The following is a 22,381-nucleotide window of genomic DNA, read 5'->3' as shown; positions in this document are numbered from 1 at the left end:
TACCTTCATTCTAATATCTTTTTCTAAAGTAAAGAGCAGCGCTACTTACAGATAGTAAACTTAAACCAATTAAAGAGATAAGGAGCTGTTTTTGTTTTTCTTCTCCTGTTTGTGGTAATCTTCTTTGACTTGGTGTTTCACGTCCTGTAAATGGTAAGCGGCGATTAGGATCCGTTGGTGTTCCAGGATTCTTAGGTCCAACTGGTTTTGGCGGCGTCACATCACGATTTAAGGTATTCGTAATATTGTTTCCTTTCACAGTTGCCGTATAACCTGCCACTGGTCTTTCTTTTACTGTATATTGATAAGCATTTAACTGATTATCATATTTTGGTAATTCTGTAAATTCATACTTCCAATTACCATTCTTATCTGGTGTCACAACCTGTGTTCTAAATGGTAACGCACCATTGTTTTGATACAATTCAACTATAATTGAATTTGGTCTCGTATTCTTTTTGTTATTGTCATCATCCCAGAATTTTTGACCTACTAATTTTGTCATATCAGTGTTTTGATATGTATTAGTTATATCAAAACCATTCACTTGGCTTTCGTAATGAGAAACACGTCTTTCTTTAACCGTATACTCAAAGGCATTTAACTCATCATCGTATTTTGGTAAATCTTTGAAGGTGTAATTCCAATTACCATTTTTGTCTGGTGTCACTTTTTGTGTCTTAAATGGCTCTTTACCACCATTTTGATACAAATCAACTGTAATTGAATCTGGTCGTACGTTTAATTTATTATCTTCATCTTTCCAGATTTTCTTACCATTAACTTCAGTGACATCATCATTACGATACGTGTTAGTAATCGTTGTTCCTTCCACTTTCGAATCATAATGAGTGACTTCTTTTTCTTTTACAGTATATTGGTATTCATTTAGTTTTTCATCGTATTTTGGTAAAGCACTAAATGTGTAGTTCCAATTACCATCTTTATCTGGTGTCACTTTTTGAGTTCTAAATGGTTTTTCACCATCATTTTGATATAATTCAACCTCAATCGAACCTGGTCGTACGTTTAATTTATTATCTAAATCATCCCACTGTTTCTCACCTGATAACTCAATAACCTCAACATTTTTATATGTATTGATAATCGTTGTTCCCTCAATAACAGTCGTATAATCTTCAACATCTCTTTCTTTTACTGTATATTGATATTCATTTAACTTATCATCATATTTTGGTAACTCTGTAAATTCGTATGTCCAGTTACCATTTTTATCAGCCTTAACTTCTTTTGTTTGATACGGTTTTTTACCATCATTTTGGTATAAATCAACAGTGATTGAATCCGGACGATGATTTAATTTGTTGTTTTCATCATTCCATTGTTTCTGACCAGAAATTTTGATTAACTCTGTATTCTGATATGTATTCGTGATCGTTGTTCCTGTCACACTAGATTCATAATGAGGAACTTGTTGTTCTTTCACTGTGTAAGTATATGGATTTAATTCTTCATCATATTTTGGTAGTTGATCAAATGAATAGTACCAATGTCCCGTTTCATTTGCTGTTACGGTTTGTGTTTTAAATGGTTTTTTACCATCATTTTGATACAATTCAACCACAATCGATTCCGGACGAGATTTAATTTTGTTGCTCTCATCTTTCCATTTTTTCTCACCTTCAACTTTAACCACATCGTCATTACGGTAAGTATTATGGATATTATTTCCATTAACTTGACTATCGTAGTGAGGAACTTGTTGTTCTTTCACTGTGTATTCATAAGGATCTAGTTTATCATCGTACATTGGTAAATCTTTAAATTCATACTTCCAATGACCTGATTTATCTGCTTTTACAACTTTTGTTTTGTCTGCCATTTTTTGGCCATTTTGATACAAATCAACTTTGATTGCATTTGGACGAACATTTAATTTATCGTCTTTATCTGACCACGTTTTTTCTCCAGATAATTTTGTTTTATCCGTATTTTGGTATGTGTTTGTAATCGTCGTTCCTTCAACTTTACCATCATACTGAGTGACATCGTGTTCTTTTACTGTGTACTCATATGAATCTAAATTATCATCATACATTGGTAAGTCTTTAAATTCATAACTCCAATGACCTGTTGTATCACCTGTAACAGTTTGCGTTTTATACGGTTGTTCCCCACCATTTTGGTATAAATCAACTTCAATTGATTTTGGACGTTTATTTAACTTATTATCCTCATCTATCCAAACTTTTTTACCTTCTAAGTTTGTTTTAATATCGTTCGTTAATTTATTAGTAATGGTTATTCCTTGGATAGTTGTTTCATAATGAGGAACACTTACTTCTTTAACTGTATAAACAAATGGTTCTAACATTCCATCATATTTTGGTAACTCTGTAAATTCGTAAGACCATTCATCTGTTCCGTTAGATTTAACTTCTTTTGTTTGGTATGGCTTATCCCCACCATTTTGATAAAGTTCAACAACAATAGAGTCAGGTCGAACATCTATTTTATTGCTCTTATCATCCCAAACTTTTTTTCCTGAAATTTCTGTTATATCTTTATTTTGATACGTATTAGTTATAGTTGTACCTATAATTTCAGTATCGTAGTCTTTAATAGGAACCTCTTTAACCGTATAATAATACTCATTTAAGTCAGCGTCATACTTGTCTAAATTAGTAAATTCATAGTTCCAATTTCCATCTTGATTTTCTGTAACTGTTGTTTCTTTTATTTTTTTATGATTTTGATATAACTCAACAACAATAGAATCAGGTCGTTTATTCAGTTTATCATCCACGTCTACCCAACGTTTTTCACCTTTGACTTCTGTCTTATCATCATTTCGATAAGTATTGTTGATATTATACCCATCAACTTTACTATCATAATGAGAAACAGGTTGTTCTTTCACCTTATACTTATATGGATCAAGATTCTCATCATACTTAGGTAAATCATTAAATGAATAGTACCAATGACCATTCTCATCTGCTTCTACTTTTTGAGTTTGATAAACTTCTTCAGAGTCTGAACGAAATAAATCAACTTGAATCGATTCTGGACGTGAATTAAGTTTATTATCGTAATCACTCCATGTCTTCTCACCATTTACTTGAATAACCTCTTTATTATTATAAGTATTAGTAATGACAGCATTTTGAGTGATTGGATCTTTTACAACAGAATTACTGTAATTAGGTACTCTCATTTCTTTAGCAGTATATTGATACTCATTTAACTCATCATCATATTTTGGTAAATTCTCAAATTCATAGAACCATGAGCCGTTCTCATTTGGCAAGATAACTTGAGTTCTAAATGGAATTCTTCCATTATTACGATAAAGGTTAACTCGAATACTATTTGGACGGGTATTCAGTTTATCGTTTTGATCTTCCCATTTCTTTTGAACTAACACAGATGTTTTGTCTTTATTGATTATTGTGTTAGTAATGGTTGTTCCATCTACACTAGATACTTCACTGTCGTAATTATTGACAGGAATTTCTTTTACTGAATACTCATAAGGCGTCAATGTATCATCATATTTTGGTAAATCGGTAAATGAATAGTTCCAATCACCATTTGAATCTGGTACTACTGTGTCTGTTTTAAATGGTTGTTTACCGTCATTTTGATACAATTCGACTGTAATTGAATCTGGACGTTTACCTAATTTATTGTCTTTATCAAACCAGACTTTTTGTCCTTTAAATTCAGTCAATTCTTCATTTCGGTAGGTATTCTTGATATTATTACCAACCACTTCAGTATCATAATGTGGTACATTTTTTTCTTTCACAGTGTATTTATATTCTCTAATCTCTTCATCATATTTTGGTAAATTAGTAAACTTATAGTTCCAATTACCGTTCTTATCAGGTTTAACTTCTTTTACGTCGTAAGGTTGTTTAGCATTATTTTGATACAATTCGATTGTAATTGATTCTGGTCGAGATTTAACTTTGTTATCCAAATCATCCCATTCTTTTTTACCTTCAAAATCGATTACTTCATAATTACGATATGTATTAACTATGTTATTTCCAACGACGCTAGTTTCATACTGATCCACTTCGATTTCATCAACAGTATATGTATAAGGATTTCCTTTACCATCATACTTCGGTAAATTTTCAAACTTATAGCCCCAATTATTACGCAGCGTCACTTCTTGTGTGACTGGTTTTAATTGCTCGTCAATCATTGGTTGTCCATTTTGATACAATACAACTGTAATTGAACCTGGCCTTGTACTTAAAGCATTATTACCGTCTTTCCATATTTTTTCACCTTGAAGTATGGTTGTCTCTTTATTTTCATACTTATTAATAAAGTTTGGTCCTGACTGAACTTGTTCATACTCATCAGGAATGTCTTCCTTCACACTATAAACAATCTTCTTACCTTTTTCATCATAGACAGGTAAATTAACAAAATCATGTTTCCAATCATTTGTCTCTGATAAATACACGCTTTCTAATTCTTTTTTCTCATTTTCATATAAAGTTACTTTTAATTTTTCTGGTCTTGTATCGAACTTGTCATTGTAGTCATCCCATTTTTTACTTACTGGAATATTTGTTTTTTCTGTATTTACATATTTATTAGTTACAGTATGTTCTTTAATTCCGGTGTCTGAAGACTCTACAGGTTTAACCTCTGTTTGATATCCTAAAACATCTTTTTCAATAATTCGATAGTCATAAGCATCTCCATCGACATCATAAACCAGATAATCATTACTAAATTCATACTTCCAATTTTTTTTGCTATCTGTTTTTGTTTCTTCAATTTTTTTATTATTTCTAAACAGTTGGATAGTTACTTCTTCTGGGCGTGTATCAAACTTATTACCATAATCATCCCATTTTTTCTCACCTTTAAAATTAATAGTCTCATTATTAACATAGTGGTTAATAATATTGTCTCCCACTACTTCAGAAACATAACCATGAGTATTATCTAGAATGACTTCTTTAACTGTGTAATCAATTTTTTGACCATTCTCGTCAAAAATAATTAATTCTGTAAACTCGTAGTACCAGTTACCATTTTGATCCGGTGTAACTTGTTTACTTTCTATAACTTCACTACCATTTAAAAGCTGAACCGTGATAGATTTAGGACGAGTATTAAATTTATTACCATAATCATCCCATATTTTTTCACCCTTTAAATCAATTAAATCTTCATTATTATAAGTATTGGTGATATTTGTGCCGTCAACTACTGATGTATAATCATCAGGTACTTTGTTTTCTTGAACCTTGTATTCATAACGTTTGGCATCGTCATCATAAATCTTTAAGTTTTCAAACGTATACTTCCAATGCCCATTTTCATCCGGTTTAACAGTCTTTCTTTCATATACCTTATTATTTTGAAGTAATACTACTTCAATTGATGATGGACGTGAGTTGAATTTGTTATCAAAATCTTCCCATATTTTTTCACCACTTAAACTAGTTATTTCAGTATTTTGATAGGTATTAACAATATCACTGTTTACCACTTCAGTATCATAACCGGGAACTGATCCTTTTTCTTTGACAGAATACTGATATTCTTTTCCATTATTATCTAGTTTTGGTAACTCATCAAATGTATACTTCCAATCACTAGCCTCGTTTACTACTACCGAATCAAACAATGTCGTACCTTGATATAACTCAACAGTAATTTCGGAAGGTCGTTTTTTAAAGGCATCGTTATTATCGTTCCATATTTTTTCACCATCTAATCTCGTTTTCTCATTAGGAGTAAATGTGTTCAATATCCTATTTGAGTAAGGATATGTTGTTTCATAATTAGGCACTACCTTTTCTTCCAACGTATAAACATATTTCTCTCCAGTTTCCATGTTGTAAACATCTAAATTATCAAAAGTGTACTTCCAATCATTAGGTAATGATGAATTTCCGCTCAATGTTTTTGTTTCGATTTTTTTACCGTCTTGATATAGGTAAATTTCAATGGTTTCTGGACGCAATCCTGCCTCATTATCATTATCTTCCCATCTTTTCCAACCTTCAATTTTAGTTTTTGGATTATTTGGTATATTCGTGATATCATATTCAGAATAAACAGGTGTATAACCTGAATCGCTTCCCATTTCTACTACACGGTATTCATATTCATCTCCGTACTCATCATATTTAAGCTGATTTTCAAATTTATATTTCCAATCTGGAGCTTTAGTATAAGTTCTATCTAACCATCTCCAATTATTGGAATTTTTTATTTTTCTTTCAAGTTGTACGGTGACACTTGAAGGTCTCCTTCCAATAGTCCCATCAAAATCTTTCCAGAACTTTTCCCCCTCTATCGTAATAAACTCATTATCATTTAATGTGTTATAAATATCATTGCCTTCTACTTTCGATGTATAACCTAAAGGCACTATATTTTCTCTTACTGTATATACATATGGCTTGCCATTTTCATCTTTTTCTTCTAAATCTTCAAAACTATAATTCCATTTTCCATCTTCTTGATCTGGTTTTACTTTTTGATAATCAATCTCTACCCCATTTTGATATAAATTCACAAAAATATATCCAGGTCTAGTATTATTACTGTTATCATTATCTTCCCATTTTTTTTCACCGTGTAAACTTACTTTACCACTTGATTCATACGTATTTTTGATTGTTGTACCGTCAATCTCTGTTGTGTATCCTTCAACTGGTTCTTCTTCTACAGTGTATTTATATGGAATCAATTTATCATCAAACTCTGCCAAATCAGTAAATTTATATTGCCAATTGGAAGACTCAGTAGCTTTGGTTTCTTTAATTCGATGACCGTTTTGTAATAAATGAACCGTTACTTCATCCGGTCTGTTATCGTAGTTATCATCGTCACCAAACCAAAGTTTGTTACCTTTAATTTCAATTGTTTTATTGTTATCGTAAGTATTAACTAACCCATAATCACTAAATCCTTCTGTTGTGTATCCGTCTACTTTTTCTTCTTTTACATGATAATTGTAAAGATCACCATCTTCATCTCTTTCTGGTAAATCTTCAAATGTGTATTTCCAATGTCCTGAACTATCCGAAGAAACTATTTGTGTTCTATAAGGAGAATAACCATTATTTCTAAATAGTTCCACTTTAATTTTATCTGGTCTAGTATCCAAGGCATTATCATTATCATTCCATTTTTTTTCGCCCGAAATAGCAATTAATTTGACCGGCTCTTTTGAATAAGTATTTGTGATATTGTTTTGATTATCTACTTCTGAGATATATCCATCTGGAATATCTCTTTCTTCTACACGATAAATATTTTCTTTTCCTGTCTCTTTATCATAAACTGGTAAATCGTTAAAGATATACTTCCAATCATTAGATGATTTAACTTTTTGATTTTCAAATTCCACTTCATTTTTGAATAAAACTACTGTAATTTCATTAGGTCTAACATCAATATTTTCATCATTTTTCCACATTTTCTTACCTGATAAACTAGTCGTTTCAGAAAAATCATAAACATTTGTAATTACATTACCATTAACACTGCTATCATAGCCATCTACTGAATCTTCTTTCACAGTATATTCAATCATTTTCCCATTTTCTTTTTCTGGTAGATCTTTAAACGTTCCTTCATAATTGTTTCCACGATTCAATTTCATCGAATCTTTTTCATCACCATCAGCGTATAATCTTACAGTCACTTCTGGAGTTGTTACATTTGATGGAACTTTTTCCCACTTCTTCTTAACTGGAAAATCAATTAATTTTTCTGATCCTGCTATTGGATCTTTAACAATTTCTTCGATTGTCGTCGTTTGATCATCTGAAATAGAAACTACACGACCATTTTTCATTTCATTACTAATACCATAACCAGAAGGCGCTTTTGTCTCAACTAATAAGTAGTCCCCTTTAGTTAGTTTATCAAATAATGCATCACCACTATTATTAGTAGTTACACGATTAACAACTTTCCCTGGATCTTTTTCTTTTCCACGGTATAACACAAATTCTGCACCTGATAAAACTTCATTTGGATTATCTTCTGATACTTTTTTTACGTTTAGATTTCTTGTTTTTCCTTGTATTGTTCCAGAACTATCTGGTACTTTCACAGGAATTTTTACTTCAATTGGTTTTTCTGTTGTATAAACATATTTCGCTGTCATACGAACACTATTAGAAACCTCTTGTTCACTACCTGGACGAGTACCATTCGGGAATAAGATACGACCTTGATAAGTTAACAATAATTTTGTTGTTACATCTTGATTCATCTTTATATGGAAACCACGTTCCGTGTAATTCAATACGTAATCTATTCCCTCAACCATAGGAACATTAGTATGTGCATACCTCAAATTAATACTATCCCTAACAACTATCTGATTCTTCCAGTTATCATCAAAAATTTCTAAATCTTTCAATTGTTGTTCATAAGGATTAACATCAACCGTCCAGTTAATTAAGGTTTGATCGATTGGATCAACCGTACCACTTTTCTTTAAAAATAAATCGTTTTTGTTAGCAATTTCTAAAGTTCCCTTTGCTGGTTTTTTCGGAGTATTCTTATCTGTATAGTAAGCTGTATTTTCAATTGTTTTATTTAAAATATCACTTGGTTTTTTTAATTTTGTTCTGAATACAACTTTATGAGCATAATTTGTTTCTATTAAATTAGAGACTTCCAATTGATTTTTAGATTGATCAAAATTAACTTTACCAGTTTGTAATGGCTCCCATCTAGTTCCATATTGATAAAAAACTTCAGCTGAATCTTTAACGTATTCTTGGTCATCATTAATTGGGTCAATCAATAAATTGTCCGGCCCAATTTTCTCTTTATTTTTTCCATCATTAACTACGACTGTCCAAATAATTTCATTTTTCTCTGGATCAAATTTACCAGATTTTGCTAATCCAATTTCTGGAATAATTTCAGGTACAAATGTTTTTGAGTCATTATCAAATTTTGGTTTTCCTTTGAATGTATATGTATAATCTGCTCCATTTGTTTGAGATGATGCTCCATCCAGTGTTGTTGTATAATTAATTATAAAATGCTTTGAAGTTGCTTTATGATAATTCAATTTAAAACTTCTTGATAATCCTTTACCTTCTTCATACCAAGTAATCGAATAATCCTCTGTTGGAACATCTCCACCATCTGCATAACGAAGACTAAATGAATCCATATTAATAAATCCTCTATTTACTTTATCATGCACACTCCAACTGTCTAGCGCTATTTTTTCTTTGTTAATATCTAGAGTCCAATCAGCCATTCCAGGTTTATCTGACTTTGATACCGATTTGTTAATTTGACTCTTATCATCTCCACCAGGGTTTTCGCCATCACCATCACCCTCTCCAGGACCTGAGATATCTTTTGAAACAGTTTTTTCATAAGAACCAATAACAACTTTATTTTTTACTTTAGAAACATTTTCATTGGTAATTTTTGTTTTATATTTTATCTTTACTGGTTCATTTACATCAGTTTTAAACACAAATTTAAAAGATTTTTTGTCATCTGATGGAATAACCTCATAAGGTAAAGCGGGGGACACTTCCATTGTCTCTTCCATCAATGTTCCATTGTCAATGTAATCCATAAAGTGAGCATCTTTTTCTGGAATAGCTATTCCTTCTGGATTAAAAGTAACTGTCCAATCAACTGTTTGATTCTTTTTATCAAAAATTCCGGCTTCTTTCTTGATCATTTCCTTACCAAAATTTGCCGTTGCAGAAGCATTTAGCATAAAGCCATCTTTTTGAAAATCAGTCTTACCTGAAAGTGTTGCTGTATTTTCAATTGTTCCTACAACACCAAATAATATAGGAGTACTTATATAGAGTACATAAGGTTGATCAATATAATCAAAGCCTAAATCAATGTCACCATCTGGTGTTACTACATTGTTTTTTATAGAAATTTCTTCTTTTTCAGTAACGTCACCATTGAGGTTGACATCTGCTTTCACCATCTTGTCAATGTTAATACTCTCAGCAACATTCTGAATACCTATCCTAGTAGAATCACGTAATTTCAAATCATCAATTTTTAAATAACTTGGATTAATTAATACTTTCCAATATATCGTTGAACCTTCACTTTTTATATATTCTTTTTCAATATATTTTTTTTCCTTAGCTGCAATTACCACTACTTGATCGCCATTAGTAACAGTTCCTGGGATTTCAATTGGGTACTCACCTGGTATCGTAACCTTTTTTTCATCAATACGCATAGAAAACATTAATTCACCAAAAACAGAATCATTCTTAGCCAAAAGTTCATTAAAAATCAATGTTACATGCCCATTTGTTTCTGCGATATACTCTCCATAGACTTCAGCTGTTCCAGAATGAAGCAATGGTCCTGTTTGTCTCTCAGTTAATTGGACAGCATCCGAACTAGGTAAATCAAATTCAAAATAATCGCCAGCTTCCATTAACTTTCCAAAAGCATCTGGTATTTCAAACTTATATTTTATTTGAAATACATCTCCAATTTTTAGTGGATTAACTTCTGTAATTACTTCATCATTTAAAGTCATTTTTACATCAGTTAATATAGTTGGATTCCCATTTTTATCTTTTGGTAAATTCTCTAAATCTGACTGAGGATAATCTAAAATATTCTTACCTTTTTCCATATCACGAACATTCTTATTTTCCTGTGATTCATCACCGCTTGCTTCCTCTTCAACATTCTTCTTTTCATCATAATCAGTGACTAATTCCTCTTCAGAAGAATGTTCTTCCTGTGTTTGTGTATCGAAAGTCAAATTCTGACTGTTGACAGTTGATGAGTCTTTTATTTGTGTAACAGTTTCTTCATCTACTGACTCTGCAAAAGCTTGGATTGTCCCAATTGTTGTTACTATTTGAGTAACAATCCCCATTAACATAACGATTAACATGAACACCGATTTTTTTAATTTCATCTTCTTTCCTCCATTCATTTTTTCAAAAATAGACCTTTAAAAAAACAGCTAAGTTAAAAAATAACACATTTTTAAAAAACGGGCAATTATTTTCTTGTAATCTTTATTTTTTATTTATATCATTCCCCTTCTATAACTCTAATCCGTTTACCAAAAAAACGTTTTTAAATAAAACATTTATATATTTATTATCCTTTAAAGCTTTTATATGTCAATTTTATTGTATCATTAATATTCTCAAATTAAAATTTTAATACATTTTATATTACCGGCCTGTACAAAAATTATAGTATATAAATAAAAGTAAATTTTAATAAAAATTGTCTTCATAAAAGACAGTTTTTATAAAAAAAACTATACAGGAACATAATTTGTTCCTGCATAGTTTAAATTAGGGTTGTAATTATTTATTTAGTAGCTATCGCTTCAATTTCTACTTTTGCATTTTTAGGAAGTTTGGACACCTCTATCGTACTACGAGCTGGAAACGGTTCAGAAAAGAAACTGCAATACACCTCATTAACTTTTTCAAAATCTGAAATATCATCTAAAAAGATCGTCATCTTCACAATGTTTGTCACATCTAAACCAACTTCTTCTAAAATCGCTTTGATATTACTTAAACTTTCCTTAGTTTGTTCCACAAAATCTTCGGGCTTTTTTCCAGTGGCACCATTGATAGGTAATTGACCAGAAATAAACATCAATTCACCTTCTGTTTGAATCCCTTGAGAATATGGACCAATGGCTTGTGGCACTTTTTAGGTTTTCACTTGTTTTTTCATTTTTCTGCCTGCTTTCTTAAATATAAATCTATTTAAATACTAGCATATAAACGTTTTCTTAATAAATGAAGTTCTAATTTACTTAAAGTATTATATTCTTGATTCAAGTAAATCTGTTGCAGAGAAAATAGCTCCTACAATGAGTGGTGTAATTACCATTGCTGCAATCATCTCTGGTATACCATTCGTTCCAACAATAGTTAAAAGTACTGTCCACAATCCTTTTGAAGTTGTTTGGTAAGCTTGTGCTACAGGTGCAGTATAGATAATTCCCATTAATCCCAGTACTAAAACCGTATTGGTTAATGATGCTGCTCCAGAAGCTATAATAGTAGATAAGGAAACTTTTTTAGTTTTTTTGTAGATAAAACTAAATAAAAGACCTGCAACGACACCCACTAAAATTCTAGGAACTACGGATACAATTGGATTTGTAAAAATTAAAGTATCTATTGGAGTTGTTGGCATTGTCCAGGCTCGAAACATCGTTAAAAGACCCCAAATCAAACCAATTAACATCCCGTCTTTTGTGCCCAAAGTTACACTGGCTACAATAACAGTAATATGAATAATCGTTAAACTAGTAACGAACAAAGGTATAAATCCTAAAAAAGGCACCATAGATTGAACGATAATAATCGCTATTAAAATTCCTCGAATCGTTAACCGGTAAGCTTTACTTTTATTTTTCAAAACAACGTCCTCTTTTCCAAATTTTAATCATAATAGCATGTTATTCTGAAAATTTCTATTGTTTGATTTATGGGACTCAAGATGACAAGCTATTTCTTTAGCTGTATACTTAATTTAATTAAACCATTAAGTGAAGGAGCAGCTATTTATGAAAAAAACACCACGCTTTTGTACAACTATTTTAGTAGGAAAAAATGCTTCCATGGACGGCTCAACGATTATTGCTCGAAATGAAGACGGCAGTGATTCTGCCAATCCTCAAAAATTTGTTTTAATCACACCAGAACAACAACCTACAACTTATATTTCAAAGGTAAATCAAGTTAAGGTCCCACTACCTGAACTTTCTCTTTCCTATACAAGCACCCCTGATGCTGATGATTCATATGGTACTTTTGCTGGTGCTGGGATTAACAGTTTAAACGTGTCCATGACCGCAACTGAAACAAGTACTACCAATTCTCGGATTTTAGGAATCGATCCTTTCGTTGAATCAGGTATTGGAGAAGCTGATTTTGTCACACTTGTACTACCTTATATTAAGTCTGCTAGAGAAGGGGTTTTAAGATTAGGTGACTTACTTGAAACTTACGGCACCTATGAATCAAACGGGATTGCTTTTTCTGATAAAGATGAAATTTGGTACTTGGAGACAATTGGCGGTCATCACTGGGCTGCTATGAAAATCCCTGATGATGCTTACGTGATTGCTCCTAATCAGTTTAATATTGATGAATTTTATTTTGATACTGAGGATAATCTCTACTCTGAAGATTTACTAACAATGATTAATGACAATCATCTCAACCCTGATTTTGACGGTTTCAACTTACGTCATATCTTTGGTAGTCGGACGATTAAAGATACAGAATACAACACACCTCGTGCTTGGTTTATTCAAAAATACTTTAATCCTGAATTAACTCAGAAAATCGAAAATTTTGATTTACCTTTCACACTAAAACCTAGTAGAAAAATTAGCATTGAAGATATTAAATGGTGTTTGAGTTCACACTACGAAAACACAGACTTTGATCCTTATATAGAAAATGGCGTTCCTAAAAAATACCGTTCTATTGGGTTAAATCGTAATTTAGAAGTCCATCTATTACAAATTAGACCGAACGTTCCAGAAGAAATCGCTGGTATTCATTGGTTAGCCTTTGGACCTAATTCTTTCAATGCCCTAGTGCCTTTTTATACTAGAATCACAGATACACCTCAAACATTTAAAGAAACATCCAGTCACTATCAGCCTCAATCTATTTATTGGTTAAACCGTACAATTGCTCTATTAGGTGATACGAATTACACTTTATATAGTAGTCTCCACGAAGCCTTTGAATTAGAAATGATGGCTCATTGTCGATTCATCCAAAAACAAACTGATCAACAATTCATAAGTAAAGAACTAGGCTTAGATGATTTGGAAAAAGTGAACAACCAACTAGCCGAACACTACTTAGAAAAAGCCACAGAACTATTAGGTGAAATGGTCAACCAAGGAACAAAAAAAATGACCCTAAGATTTAATCTTTCAGACTAAAAAAGCGTGATGAAAAAGGCGTTTATCTCCAGTTTCTTGGAGCTAAACGCCTTTTTCACGATTTTTTTTATTCACTCTATCGTTTATTCACTTTTCTCTTTCAATTGATGGGCAAATTTCTTAGGTACTTTGGTTGTAAATTTCATTTTCTTGCCTGTTGTTGGATGCTCAAATACTAAAGTCGTAGCATGTAAACCTAAACGTTTCATCGGATTTCCTTTAGCACCATATTTTTTATCTCCTACAATCGGGTGACCCAAATCTTCCATGTGGACACGGATTTGATTCTTACGTCCTGTATCTAAATGAACCTCAAGTAAGGTATAATTTTGGTTTCCTCTAATTTTTTTAAAATGAGTTGTCGCTTGTTTTCCCCCATTATCAAAGGGAGATGAGTAAATTTTAAAAGTCTTACTCTCTGTTAACCAAGAAGATAAAGTACCTTTTTCTCTCTTAACTTTCCCCTCTACAAGAGCAGTATACGTTCTTTCACTAACTAACTCTTTCCAGTTTTCTTGTAGCTTGTATTTCGTTTGTTCATTTTTAGCAAATAGCATTAAACCTGATGTTTCTCGGTCTAAACGATGCACGATAAACACTTTATTTTGAGGATTTTCTTGTTTAACATATTGTTTTAATTGACTGTACGCCGTCACATCATAACCTTTTTGTGTGGCAACTGATAACATCCCTGCTTCTTTTTCAATCACAATAATATCCGCATCTTCAAAAACAATCTCAATGCCCATTAAAGCAACTTCCTTTTTCGCTGCTTTATTGCCTTGAATCTCCACTTTTTGACCTGGTTTTAATTCATGATTATGTTGAGTCACAACTTTCCCGTCTACAGTAACTTGACCACGTGTCATGATTGATTTAACTGAATTACGACTCATTGTACTTAATGTTTTAATTAAAAAGGGTAATAATTCGATTGGTTCTTCAATGATATAACTACTGACTCTCATTGGTTGGTTTACTTTTTTTGGTGTTTGCTTTTTCTTTGCCATAGATAACTCTTTTCTTAGTCTTTATTTTTCTTTTCCTTACTTTACCATGTTTTGATCTAAAAAGCATAACAAACAACAAATTTTAATCGAAGCTTTTTTTGATAAAATCAGTATTTTTGATATAATTGAACCTGTGAATAATTTATTTAGAAAAAAGGGGAATGAACACATGAAATTGAAACAAATCATCTTAGGAACTATCGCTGCAACTTTTTTACTTGCTGGTTGTTCTACTAGTAAAGATGAAGCAAAAAAAACAGATGACAAAGTTAGTGGGGAAATCACTGTTTTGACCAACCGAACGGATGGAGACGATATCTTTAAATCGGTTGAAAAAGAATTTATCAAAAAATACCCAGACGTAACTAAAGTTAAATTTGAAAACATTGCTGATTATGATAAAACTGTCACAACTAGACTAAATGGTGGTGACTACGGGGATGCTTTATTTATTCCATTTTCAATGGCAGGAAATCGTAGTAATTACCCAGATTATTTTGAATCATTAGGAACAACAAAAGAACTAGAGAAAAAATACTTAGATGTTTATGAAGCAGACTTCAAAGATGAAGTTTACGGATTACCTGTGGCTCTTAATTCTCTAGGAATTATCTATAATGAAGACGTGCTTAAAAAAGCTGGCATTAGCACAGTTCCAACAACTCAAAAACAATTCATTAAAGATTTAGAATTAATCAAAGAAAAAACAGACGCGACACCTTTCTATTCAAATTACCAAGCTGTGGCAATTTGGGCAGGTGCTTTAACTTCATTTGGCGGAGAACAATTTAAATCAGACACTTTAAAATCTGGAGATGCTTTTAAAGAAGGTATGCCAATTCGTGAAGTCATGGATTTATTTTATGAAATGGCTTCAAAAGGTTTAATTGAAGAAGATCCTATGACTTTAGATGGGCAAACAGCATTCAAACAATTAGCTGATGGAAAAATCGGCATGCTAATGCACGGTTCACAAGAAGTAGCTGGCATTCAAAAAATGTCAAAAGATTCAATTAAAATCATGAATTTCCCTGTTGAAACCGATGGCAAAACAAGTTTTCCAATCGGTGCACCTTCTGTATTAGGTGTTAACAAACATTCTAAAAATAAAAAAACGGCTGAAGCTTTCGTGGAATTCTTTGTTTCAAATGAAAGTGGCTATACAAAAGATTTAAACGGGATGCCTAATACAAAGTCAGATTTATCAAAAGAACAACAAGAATTAATTGATAACAGTCATGTGGTTCTAACCGTAGCTAAAGAAACACCTGAAATAAACACTACTTATTCAGCTATTGCTGATGAGGTAGGTGTCACTCGTTTAACTGATGTCTTACAACAAGTCATCAATATCGGTTTATACCCTGATAAAAATATGAGTTACGAAGACTACACCAAAGAATTATCAACTAAGTGGCAATCAGCTGCTAAAAATCATGAATAAATCAAATAAATGGGTGCGGCTATTCCTAGCTGTTCCAATTTTATTATTAACGATTTTTGGAATTCTACCAATTATTAATTTAATCGTCATTAGTTTTACTTCTTGGAACGGTATGGGTAGTGAGTTTAATTGGGTGGGCTGGGATAATTACACCACCCTTTTTAAAAGCCCAGTCTATTGGAATGCTTTAAGAGTTAATCTTTATTACCTTGTATCAGGTATCATACAAATGGTCATTGCCTATTATTTTGCCGTGATTTTATCAGAGAAAACAAGAGGAAAAAACTTTTTTAAAAGTCTTTTCCTCCTCCCTTCTCTCATTAGTAGCATGGCTGTGGCAATGATTTTCCGTTTATTTCTTAGTCCTAAAGGAGCTTTTGATCAGTTGCTGATATTTTTACATCTCGACAAGTGGATTACTTTTTGGCTAGGCAATCCTGATCAAGTCAATATCACTCTTGCGAGTATTTCTTTATGGCGCAATCTTGGGATTAGCTTTATTTTATATTACGGAGCAATTCAGAGTATTCCTCGTGATTATAACGACGTTTGCTTAATTGACGGAGCAAGTCTTTGGCAAAAAACAAAATGGATTACGATTCCTCAGACAATGAAAGTTATTTACTTAAACTGTATCTTACTAATTATCGGCGTGATTTCGGTTTTTGACATTCCATTTATTTTAACTAATGGCTCAAATGGCTCAACAACTATTGTGGTTCAAACAATGAAACTTGCCTTTGAACAAAAAAAATATGGCATTGCTTCTAGTCTTTCTGTTTGTATCACATTGATTATTGTTTTACTTAGCGGCTTCTTAAATTATGTAAAAAACAAAGGAGGGCAAAAGAAATGAAACGTCTCTTTACCTTTCTTAAGTACCTCACTTTAATTTTGTGGGCGATGATTATTTTATTTCCTTTAGGGATTCTTTTCTTTGGCTCTTTTATGAGCTTAGAAGAATTTTCAAGTTCTCAAGGATTGCGATTACCTGAAAGTTTTCTTTACTTTGATAATTATGTGACTGCTTTAAAAGAAGGACAGTTAATCAAAAGTTTTGTTGTCACCTTTTTTATTATATTAGTTAGTGTTGTTATGAGTGTCTTTATCGGCTCAATGGTGGCTTACACGTATCATCGGTTCCGTTTTAAAGGGCGTAAATTATTACTCTTAGCTTATTTTCTAGTTTCTGCTGTGCCAATGGTGGTCACTCAAGTTGGAACGTTTAACATTATGACTAGCTTACATCTGTACAATACGATTTGGGCGCCGATTATTCTTTACATTGGAGCAGACGTGACCATGATTTTTATTTATTTACAAAACATGGAACAACTACCTATTGAATTAGATCAAGCCGCTATGATGGACGGGGCATCTTTTTTTAAGATTTATTGGCATGTTATTTTACCACTTTTAATGCCTGCTACCACAACCGTTTCTCTACTTAAAATGTTGAGCATTTACAATGATTTTTATATACCTTATTTATATATGCCAAGTAGTGACTTACCCACTGTTTCAACGGGGATTTTCCGTTTTGTGGGACCAACTCAAACAAATTGGCCACTCATTTGTGCGTTTATTTTATTAAGTATGATTCCCATGCTTATTATCTATCTCCTTTTACAAAAACAAATTGAAAAAGGATTATCTCAAGGGAGTGTCAAACACTAATGATTCAAAAATTATTTAAATGGGCGCTTGGTTTTCCCTTTCGTGCCTATACTGTGATGGAGCTGCGCACAGGATTTGCAACAGGTCTACCCATTCTCAGCTCAAGTTTATTTGCAGCTTACTTAACTGGAAAATTAAATTTCCTCTACTTAGCTCTTTTCTTTATTTGTGGTTTTTCATTTAATATTGTGGCGAATGTAGCGAATGAAATTCGTGCTTATTTAAAGCAAGAAGAGGACGAAAATACGTTTACTGGACATTTAGGAAGTGAAGGGTTGGTCAGAGGGGATGCAACATTCTTGGATGCTTGTCTTGTACTACTTGCTTGGATTGGCTTAGGTGGCTTAACTGGTCTGATTCTCGTATATCTAACTAATAGTTGGGGCTTATTCTTATTAGGCTGTCTAGGGTTAATTGGGGCTCTGTGCTACTCTTTAGGACCCTTTCCTTATATTGTCCTACCAATTGGAGAACTTATCTCAGGCCTTCTTGTAGGCGGTTTAAGCTCACTTGTCGCTTTTTGGCTCCAAACCGGTTGGCTAAATATGTCTGCTTTTATTTATGCTTTTATCTGCATGATGTTAACTGTCTTTTTAATGTCTACAAACAACACTGGCGATTATGAGAAAGACAAAGGTGTCAGAGTAACTTTTCCACACATCATTGGTTTTAGAAACTCTATTTTAATCATGATTCCTGAAAGTATTTTAGTCATAGCTGCTTGGATTTTTCTTGGTTTCACTGTCTTAACCTGGTGGCAATTTATTGTAGGATGCCTCGTTTTCTTTGTTCAAGGCTACTTAAGATGGCTGAAAAATTACTTTAAAATTCAAGAAGTTTATCCAGAAATGGGACGCGATTTTGGTCCAAGACCCCTGCTTTTAATCCGTTCATTTCATACAATCATGGCTCTTTTATTTTTTATTGCAACTTAATTGAAAGGATGGTTTATTATCGCAACCATTAGATTACAACAAAATAGAATTAATCCTCTTGTTTTACCTGTCATTTTAGCTCAAGAACTTAACCTTTTTGAAAAACACGGGGTATCCGTTCAACTTTCCTTGGCTGATGATTTCATCTTCCAAGGAAAGGCTGCCTTTTTAGAAGGGCACGTGGATGCTCAAATGGGGGACACCTCCTTCTTCTTTTACTACCTAAAGGATGGTAAAAAGGCTGTGATTACTTCCACATTAACTAGAACCATTCAACTAGTTGGATACAAACATGCTAACCTATTAACTGATTTTAGAGTGGGGATTAATCGAACAGGTCTTTTTAAATTTTTCTTGGAGACTTATCTTTATGATTGTCTTCCTAAAACAAGCTATGTTTATATCAACAATACCTACGAGCGAATGGAGAAGCTTAAAAATCATGAAATTGATGGTTTGGTGGCGATTGATCCTTTTGTTTCAGAAGCCTTAACCATTCCTGAGACAGAAGTTATCTGGCATTCCAATGAACTCGACGCTTGCTTTGTGATGTGGTGTTTTGATTCGGATTTTGTTAAAGAGAATCCAAAAGATGTGAAAAATTTTCATTTAGCTTTGGAAGAAGCTCAACACTTATTTAATCGCCAAACACCAGAAGAAAAAGTTGCTCTTCTTGTAGAACACTGTCATTTACCAATGGAGAAAGCTCAAGTCTTTACTGAATTTTCTTATGAAGAACAACAAAATTACTCAGAACTAGATTTCATGTTACTTCAAGAGTGGTTATATCGAAACAAAGAGATAGACAGTAAGTTATCACCTGAAAATGGTATTTTTAAAACATTTAATTAAACGAAAAAGAGGCGAACACATTTTGTGAGTTCACCTCTTTCTTTGTTTATATACATAAATTTTTAAAAGCTGGAGCTAATCGCCGTTTTCACCACGCTTGTTTCTCTAAACTAATGGCAATGCCGTCTTCATCTGCATCAGCTGTCACTTCATCTGCTACTGCTTTTAAATTGTCTGTCGCGTTTGCCATAGCAACTTTATACCCCACTGCTTTAAACATTGATAAGTCATTATCTCCATCTCCAAAAGCAATCGCGTCTTCTTTCGTTAAGTTCAAATGATCTAAAACAAAGGTAACTGCCTTCTCTTTATCGATGCCCTTAACAGCAATTTCTCCACTTTCAGGACCAAACAAATGAACCGTTGAATGATACATATGGAACTCTTCACCAAATTTAGCATCAATTTCTTTAAAAGGAATCGTATTATTAATAAATGAAATCTTATTCACGTTACCATGATCGACTTGCTCATTATCGTAATTACGAGTCAGTTCAAAGAACCATTCCATCTTGTCACTCATCTCTTCAAAAGGAGTTCCTTCTTGCTCTGATACTTTTTTAACTTCTTCTTTAATCTTGCGCTCGCAATTCTCACTACCAAAAAGACCGTCATTAGACTCTAAGTAGTAACCAACATCATGCTGACCAAAGAACTCAATAATCTCTAGTACCGCATCTTTTGGCATTGTCTTGTGACTCACTACTTCATCATTCATCACAATATAACCACCACCAGCTCCGATAATGCCGTCAAAACCTACATCTAATATACTATCTAAAATTTCAGGTTTAGAACGACCTGTACAAATATAAGCTAAATTACCCTCAGCTCTAAAGTTACGAATCGCTGTGACACTTGATTCCAGTACCACACCACTACTATTACACAATGTCCCATCCACATCAAAAAATGCTATTTTTGTCATTTTCAAAATCCTCCCCTTTTTTAACTTACTGATTAAAAATAGGAGACTGACTTTATTTCACGTCAGTCTCTCACCCTATTCATTATACCTATTTTGAGTCCTTAATTAAAGCGTTTCACCATTGGTTGCGATAACTTCTTTGTACCAGTTAAATGAATCTTTACGGTAACGTGTTAATGGTCCGTTTCCTTTATCATCTTGATCTACATAGATAAAGCCGTAACGTTTTGTCATTTGAGACGTTCCACAACTAATTAAATCAATACAACCCCAAGTTGTGTAACCCATTAAATCCACACCATCTTGAATCGCTTCTTTCATTTGCTCCACATGTTGACGGATATAATCAATGCGGTAATCATCATGAATTTGACCATCTTCAGTGATTTCATCTTTTGCTCCTAAGCCGTTCTCACAAACAAATAATGGTACTTCGTAACGATCATATAGTTTCATTAATGAAATACGTAATCCGATTGGGTCAATTGGCCAATCCCATTGTGATAATTGTAAATACTCATTTTTAATCGGGCTATCAAATGAGCCTGCTAATTCAGACGCGTCCTCACGAGCTTCTGTTACGTGAGACATATAGTAACTAATGGCTACATAATCCACTTTACCTGCTTTTAAGATTTCTTCATCTCCAGCTTCCATTTGGACAGTGATCTCATTATCAGCAAAGTAGCGAGCCATGTAACTTGGGTACTCTCCTCTTGTTTGAACATCTGGGTAGAACATATTTAATTGATTTGATTTCAATGCTTGTAATTGATCTTCTGGTTTTGTTGTCAATGCGTATGACTCAATTTGATTAATCATACAACCGATTTTAGCTTCTGGCATAATTTCGCGGGCTGCTTTCACAGATAACGCACTCGCTAAAAATTGGTGGTGACTTGCTTGGTACGTTACTTCTAATTTTTTCTCTGGATCAATTAAATCTTCTAAGATTCCTGCTCCTGTATATAAACTATTTAAGTTCATGTTCATTTCGTTAAAAGTAATCCAGTATTTTACTTTTGTTTTATAGCGATTGAATAAGACACGTGCATAGTTTTCAAATAATGGAATTAATTCACGACTTGCCCAACCATTGTATTTTTCAGTTAAAGCGATGGGCATTTCATAATGTGACATGGTTACTAATGGCTCAATACCGTACTTCGCACACTCATCAAAGACTTTATCGTAAAATGCTAAACCTTCTTCATTTGGCTCACTTTCCATACCTGTTGGGAAAATACGTGCCCACGAGATAGATAAGCGGAATGTTTTAAAGCCCATTTCAGCAAACAAGGCGATATCTTCTGCGTAGCGATTGTAAAAATCAATCCCCAACGTTTAGGGAATAAGAAGTTCGCTTCATTTTCCTTGTATTCATTTAACTCTTTTGATGTAACGTTAAAGGTAAAATTATCTACTTTACCTGTTGCATATGGATCTTTGTAAGCCGCATAATCTGATGTTGACATGCCTTTTCCGCCTACATTATAAGCACCTTCTACTTGATTGGCAGCAGTTGCCCCGCCCCATAAAAATCCTTTTGGAAATCCTGTTTGTAATTCTTTCATTAATAATTCCTCCTATAAGTTGTATTTCTAATCT

The 22,381-nt window shown here is 32.8% G+C and carries 11 protein-coding genes and 1 pseudogene; 6 read left to right on the top strand and 6 right to left on the bottom strand.

Annotated elements, in window-relative coordinates; genetic code table 11:
• Window positions 1–10: 10 nt before the first annotated feature.
• The 3 genes from G7082_RS09345 to G7082_RS09335 form a co-directional block, all read right to left on the bottom strand.
• Window positions 11–10,903 (bottom strand): Cna B-type domain-containing protein, encoded by a 10,893-nt coding sequence (locus G7082_RS09345; RefSeq protein ID WP_166034829.1) that lies wholly within the window; start codon window positions 10,901–10,903, stop codon window positions 11–13.
• A gap of 407 nt (window positions 10,904–11,310) precedes the next feature.
• Entirely contained in the window at window positions 11,311–11,607 is a 297-nt protein-coding gene (locus tag G7082_RS09340) for a RidA family protein (protein ID WP_420825031.1), read from the bottom strand.
• A gap of 171 nt (window positions 11,608–11,778) precedes the next feature.
• Window positions 11,779–12,381 (bottom strand): ECF transporter S component, encoded by a 603-nt coding sequence (locus G7082_RS09335; protein WP_166034828.1) that lies wholly within the window; start codon window positions 12,379–12,381, stop codon window positions 11,779–11,781.
• Between the two features lie 148 nt (window positions 12,382–12,529).
• On the opposite strand from G7082_RS09335, the gene G7082_RS09330 reads away from it, so the two are divergent.
• Window positions 12,530–13,927, top strand: coding sequence for a C69 family dipeptidase (locus tag G7082_RS09330; RefSeq protein ID WP_166034827.1), 1,398 nt, complete (start codon window positions 12,530–12,532; stop codon window positions 13,925–13,927).
• A gap of 83 nt (window positions 13,928–14,010) precedes the next feature.
• On the opposite strand, the gene G7082_RS09325 is transcribed toward G7082_RS09330, so the two are convergent.
• Window positions 14,011–14,937 carry an RluA family pseudouridine synthase gene (locus G7082_RS09325; protein ID WP_166034826.1) on the bottom strand — a complete coding sequence of 309 codons (927 nt, stop codon included), beginning with the start codon at window positions 14,935–14,937 and terminating at the stop codon, window positions 14,011–14,013.
• A 169-nt stretch (window positions 14,938–15,106) separates the two neighbouring features.
• On the opposite strand from G7082_RS09325, the gene G7082_RS09320 reads away from it, so the two are divergent.
• Genes G7082_RS09320 through G7082_RS09300 form a run of 5 tightly spaced genes read left to right on the top strand, consistent with a single transcriptional unit; the run spans window position 15,107 to window position 19,845 of the window.
• Window positions 15,107–16,381: an ABC transporter substrate-binding protein gene (locus tag G7082_RS09320; protein WP_238842638.1), complete on the top strand. Its 1,275-nt coding sequence runs from the start codon at window positions 15,107–15,109 to the stop codon at window positions 16,379–16,381.
• Window positions 16,374–17,237, top strand: coding sequence for a carbohydrate ABC transporter permease (locus G7082_RS09315; RefSeq protein ID WP_166034825.1), 864 nt, complete (start codon window positions 16,374–16,376; stop codon window positions 17,235–17,237). The genes G7082_RS09320 and G7082_RS09315 overlap by 8 nt, the downstream gene beginning before the upstream one ends.
• Complete coding sequence (locus tag G7082_RS09310; RefSeq protein ID WP_166034824.1) at window positions 17,234–18,058, top strand: carbohydrate ABC transporter permease; 825 nt, start codon at window positions 17,234–17,236, stop codon at window positions 18,056–18,058. The genes G7082_RS09315 and G7082_RS09310 overlap by 4 nt, the downstream gene beginning before the upstream one ends.
• Entirely contained in the window at window positions 18,058–18,993 is a 936-nt protein-coding gene (locus G7082_RS09305) for a prenyltransferase (RefSeq protein ID WP_166034823.1), read from the top strand. The genes G7082_RS09310 and G7082_RS09305 overlap by 1 nt, the downstream gene beginning before the upstream one ends.
• Entirely contained in the window at window positions 18,994–19,845 is an 852-nt protein-coding gene (locus G7082_RS09300) for an ABC transporter substrate-binding protein (protein WP_166034822.1), read from the top strand.
• An 88-nt stretch (window positions 19,846–19,933) separates the two neighbouring features.
• On the opposite strand, the gene G7082_RS09295 is transcribed toward G7082_RS09300, so the two are convergent.
• Window positions 19,934–20,773, bottom strand: coding sequence for an HAD family hydrolase (locus G7082_RS09295; RefSeq protein WP_166034821.1), 840 nt, complete (start codon window positions 20,771–20,773; stop codon window positions 19,934–19,936).
• A gap of 105 nt (window positions 20,774–20,878) precedes the next feature.
• Window positions 20,879–22,347: pseudogene (locus tag G7082_RS09290) on the bottom strand (glycoside hydrolase family 1 protein).
• Between the last annotated feature and the right edge of the window lie 34 nt (window positions 22,348–22,381).

It is taken from the genome of Vagococcus hydrophili, from assembly GCF_011304195.1.
GTDB lineage: Bacteria > Bacillota > Bacilli > Lactobacillales > Vagococcaceae > Vagococcus > Vagococcus hydrophili.
Note: the sequence above shows the minus strand (reverse complement) of the source record. Positions and strands in the feature narration are given on the sequence as shown.